This is a genomic window from Parafrankia soli (assembly GCF_001854695.1).
In the GTDB taxonomy this organism is placed as follows: domain Bacteria; phylum Actinomycetota; class Actinomycetes; order Frankiales; family Frankiaceae; genus Parafrankia; species Parafrankia soli.
The window spans coordinates 1-4,368 of record NZ_MAXA01000079.1 but is presented as its reverse complement, the minus strand read 5'-3'; the positions used below and the strand labels follow the sequence as shown (position 1 = coordinate 4,368).

Genomic DNA, 4,368 nt, shown 5'->3' with positions numbered 1-4,368 from the left:
GCACCTCGGCACCCTCGGGGGGATCAAGGTAGAGGCCGACGACGTCCTCCACCTTGGCCTCGAAATCCGGGTCCGCCGAGAGCTTGAAGACTCGGTGCCGGTGCGGCTGGAGATTGTTCTCCCGCCACAGCTGGGCCACGAAGGCGTGCGAGACCGACACTCCCTCGCGGCGCTTCAGGTACCGCGCCATCTCGGTGCTCGTCCAGTGGCTCAGTCCGGTCTCCGGCGGAGGGGTGGCCCTGGTCAACGCCAGGATCCGCGCCCGTACCCGACCCGGGACCTCCCGTGGCCGCCCCGGGGACACCCGGCTCACCAAGCCGTCCGGCCCCTCCTCGTCATAGCGCGACAGCCACAGCCGCACGGTAGGCTTCGACGCGCCCGCCTTCTCGGCTATTTCCCGCACTGAGAATCCTTCGTCCCGCCATAGCACCATACGGGCGCGGGCAGCCGCAGACCTGTCGTACCYACCGCCTCCAGCCAAGGACTCGAGAATATCGCGTTGATTATCAGTTAGGATCATGTGTCCAATTTACCCACACTTTTTCCAGCCTAACAGTGGCACTGGAACGGGCATTTGTTTACGCCGCACTAGGAATGTAGTACCAGTGGCGTTACCCGTCCCGCGAGGTGGGAGACCCGTAGGGCTTCACGTCTCAGCTGATTGACCGTAGACTTCAGTCACTCAACTGAACATGTCAGTTTGCTCGCCCAGGGTGGGCTGACGTGCTGGACACCTGGGAGCCTCCGATGGCCGACTCGCGCTTCACCACACCGTTCAGCCGTGAAAGCACGGCCGACGACGTCCTCGCCGGGGTTGATCTATCCGGTCGTCAAGCGGTCGTCACCGGTGCGACATCCGGAATCGGCACCGAGACCGCACGGGCTCTGGCTGCGGCCGGCGCCGAAGTAACCGTGGCCGTGCGCAACCTCGATGCCGGCAAGCAGATAGCCGCAGAGATCGCGGCCTCGGCCGGGGGCGCCACGGTGAACGTCGCACCGCTGGATCTCGCCGACCGCTCGACCATCGACGAGTTCACGAGCAGCTGGCACGGCCCGCTCCACATCCTCGTCAACAACGCGGGCGTGATGATGCTCCCAACCCGACAAGTCACGCGGGAGGACGTGGAATATCACTTCGGCGCCAATCACCTCGGCCACATGGCCTTGACACTCGGCCTCTATGCTCCGCTCGCCGCTGGTGGGGGCCGAGTTGTGAGCGTCAGCTCCGATGCGCACGTCCACGCCCGCGGCATCATCGACTTCGATGACATCAACTTCGACCGTCGCGAATACAACGGCGGCCTGGCCTATGCCCAGTCGAAGACGGCCAATGTGCTGTTCACCGTCGAGCTGAACCGCCGGTGGGCTGAGGACGGCGTGACCGCCAACGCCCTGCACCCCGGCCAGATCCACACCAAGCTGCAGCGCCACGTCGAAGCGTTGGACCTGCCCGAAGAAATCAAGGCCAGCATGGCCAACCTGCCCTGGCGGAGCATCGAGCAGGGCGCGGCGACGCAGGTGCTGCTCGCGGCATCGCCGCTATTGGACGGTGTCGGCGGTCTCTACTTCGAGAACTGCAACCAGGCAATCAGCTTCGACACCGAAAACCCCCCAGCGGAGTTCGACGCCCCCGGCGTCGGCTCCTGGGCCATCGATCCCGAGAACGCCGCCCGTCTCTGGAAGGTCTCGCTCGCCATGTTGGCCGGCTGAGCCGACCACCTCACGCAAGGTTACAAGGGGTATTCATGCAGCCGCTGTTCTCGGTCAACTCCCACATCATCGATCCACCAGGTTTGTTCGAGGGACGCATGCCGGCGAAGTTCGCCGACCAGGCACCACGATACGAAAACACCGACTTCGGTGGATTATGGCAATTCGGGGACCATATGTCGTTCCTGCACCGCACGTGTTGCATGGCAGGCGCCAAGGACGGTGAGAACTGGCGCACCGACGTGCAGGGCTTCAACACTCTCGCCACGCATGATCAGCTCCGCCCCAGCTGCTACGACGCCGCACAGCGGCTCGGGGACATGGACATAGACGGCGTCGCCGTCACGGCCAGCACATCCGACCCGGCGGGCATGGGCTTCGGCGGAGACCTGTTCGCCATGGGCACGGATCCGGAGGCCGGCTTCGCCGCCTTGCAAGCCTGGAACGACTGGTACCACGAGGAATGGATCTCGGTCGCGCCCAATCGACTGGTGCCGGTGGGCTATACCTGGTACCGGGACCCGGAACGGGCCGCCGGTGAGGTTCGGCGCAATGCGCTGCGTGGGTTTCGTGCCGTCGCCATTCGTAACCCGGCCGATCTCGACGAGCCATGGTTCGGCACCGGCCACTGGGATCCCCTGTTCCAGGCCTGCGAGGAAACCGGCACCGTCATCGTTCATCACACCGACTCTCTGCCGTGGTGGCCGAAACGCGGTGGACCGGCCGGGAACATGTACCCGTACGGCATGGGGCTGACCATCTACCAATTGGGGGCGACGGATTTTTGCGCGCAGCTCCTCTGGGGTGGCGTGACCACTCGGTTCCCGAACCTGAAGATCCTCGTCTCCGAATCCGGGGGATCGTGGTTGCCACACCTGATCCGTCGGCTCGACTGGAATCTCGGTCATTCACCACTCACTCGCGCGGACTGGCCCGACCAGAATGCGGCTCCACTCGAGCTGCTGCAACGTTCGTTCGCATTCAGTACCCAGGAGTACGATCTGATCGGCCCGTACTCGGCAGAATTCGGCATCTCCCGTTGGCTTTTCGAAGACGACTACCCGCACATCGAATCGGTGTGGCCCAACACGCAGGCCGACTTCGCCACTGGCACCGCTCACCTCGACGACGAGACCCGCGAGCAGGTGGCCTGGAAGCGGGCGGCCGAGCTGTTCCGGTTCCCGCTACCGGAGAAGGCGTATGCCGACACCGCTAGTTCGGGCAACGCCTGACAGGGTAAATCCGACGTCCCGGCGTCCGGCGAGGTTCATGGCGGGGGATAGGCTCCGCAAACTATCGACCGTCGGTCGAATTACCCATCGCCTGCCGAGGCCGACCGGGGCCAAACCGGCGGCCGGCCCATTCAGCCGCACCTCGGCGGCCGCGGTTGTCGAGAACCTCGGACCGGTTCTGCCAAAACATTTAGATCACATCTCGGCTCCGTTCGCCTCCCCGCTGCGGCGCCTGGAAACGATTCGCCCTGCCATCTGGGTCGCCCGCCCATGCCCCGGTCGGGCCACATTCGCATGCTCGACATGACTACGGCGAAAGGGAGCACGCAACGATGAGAAGAACCGTAGGAGTTGTGACCGGAGCCGGCCGGGGTATCGGATTGGCGTGTGCCGAGCGTTTGACGCACATGGTCGACTTACTGGTGCTCGTCGACCTCGACGAGCAGAGCCTGAGGACCGCGGCGAGGGAGCTGTCTACCCGCGGGCGCAGTGTCGTCGAGCCGTTCCTGCTCGACGTCACCGACGTCGAGGGACTGGAGCGGTTGGCTGCGCGCGTGGCGGAGCTCGGTGAACTCCGAGCCGTCGTGTCCGCGGCAGGGATATCGCCGACGATGGGCGACTGGAAGCGGGTGCTCGACGTCAACCTCGTAGCCGGCGCGCAGATCAACCGAGTACTGAGCGGACGCGCCACGGCGAGCACAGTGTTCGTGCACTTCGCTTCGCTGATTCCGTGGATTGGCATTGCATCCGGGCCCGAGGCCGACGCGGCACTCGACGCGGCACTCGACGAGGATTTTCTCGAGCGTATCCGTGACGCGCTCGGGCCCGCCATCGAGAATGCGGGTCTCGCCTACGCCTGGTCGAAGCTGGGCATCGTCCGCCTGGTCAAACGAGAGGCTGTTCGTTTGGGACCGTTGGGTGTCCGGGTCTGTTCGGTGTCGCCCGGCACCATCGACACCCCGATGGTGGCCGAAGAACTCGCCGCAGACGCCGCGGCCGACGCGCTGGTCCAACGCACGCCCCTTCGCCGTAGGGGTAGGCCCGAGGAGGTTGCCGCGGTGGTGGCCTTCCTGATCTCCGACGAGGCAAGCTTTGTGAACGGGACCGACGTACTGATCGACGGTGGGGCGTGCGCATCGTTCAGCGGTGGACCGCTGCTCTACTCCGGACAATGACCGTTCGGGCGAAGCGGGTGCTGGATAGGCCGGCGATCGAGAGCGCGACTTCGGTGGGGCCCTAACCCACCGACCACCGAGTCGTAGCGCCCGCCGCCGGCGAACTTCCACAGCTGCGGCGCGGGGCTCTCCACGTCGAGCGCTGGCGGGTGCCGGGCCCAATACCAGGAACTTAGTGTCTGATCGTGTAGGTTCGGTGGGTGCCGAGACGTGGTCAGGTCAAGGAGAAGCCCGAGGACCGGTTGGTGGAC

General features: G+C 65.2%; 4 protein-coding genes. 3 read left to right on the top strand and 1 reads right to left on the bottom strand.

Annotated elements, in window-relative coordinates; all coding sequences use genetic code 11:
- A partial coding sequence (locus tag BBK14_RS08470; protein WP_241831307.1) for a helix-turn-helix domain-containing protein occupies window positions 1–403 on the bottom strand: 403 nt, incomplete at its 3' end.
- A gap of 320 nt (window positions 404–723) precedes the next feature.
- Between BBK14_RS08470 and BBK14_RS08465 the strand changes: the two genes are divergently transcribed.
- The 3 genes from BBK14_RS08465 (at window position 724) to BBK14_RS08455 (ending at window position 4,117) form a co-directional block, all read left to right on the top strand.
- Window positions 724–1,710, top strand: coding sequence for an SDR family NAD(P)-dependent oxidoreductase (locus BBK14_RS08465; RefSeq protein WP_338045441.1), 987 nt, complete (start codon window positions 724–726; stop codon window positions 1,708–1,710).
- Between the two features lie 35 nt (window positions 1,711–1,745).
- Entirely contained in the window at window positions 1,746–2,942 is a 1,197-nt protein-coding gene (locus tag BBK14_RS08460) for an amidohydrolase family protein (protein ID WP_071060776.1), read from the top strand.
- Window positions 2,943–3,274: 332 nt separating this feature from the next.
- Window positions 3,275–4,117 carry an SDR family NAD(P)-dependent oxidoreductase gene (locus BBK14_RS08455; protein ID WP_071060774.1) on the top strand — a complete coding sequence of 281 codons (843 nt, stop codon included), beginning with the start codon at window positions 3,275–3,277 and terminating at the stop codon, window positions 4,115–4,117.
- Window positions 4,118–4,368: the final 251 nt, after the last annotated feature.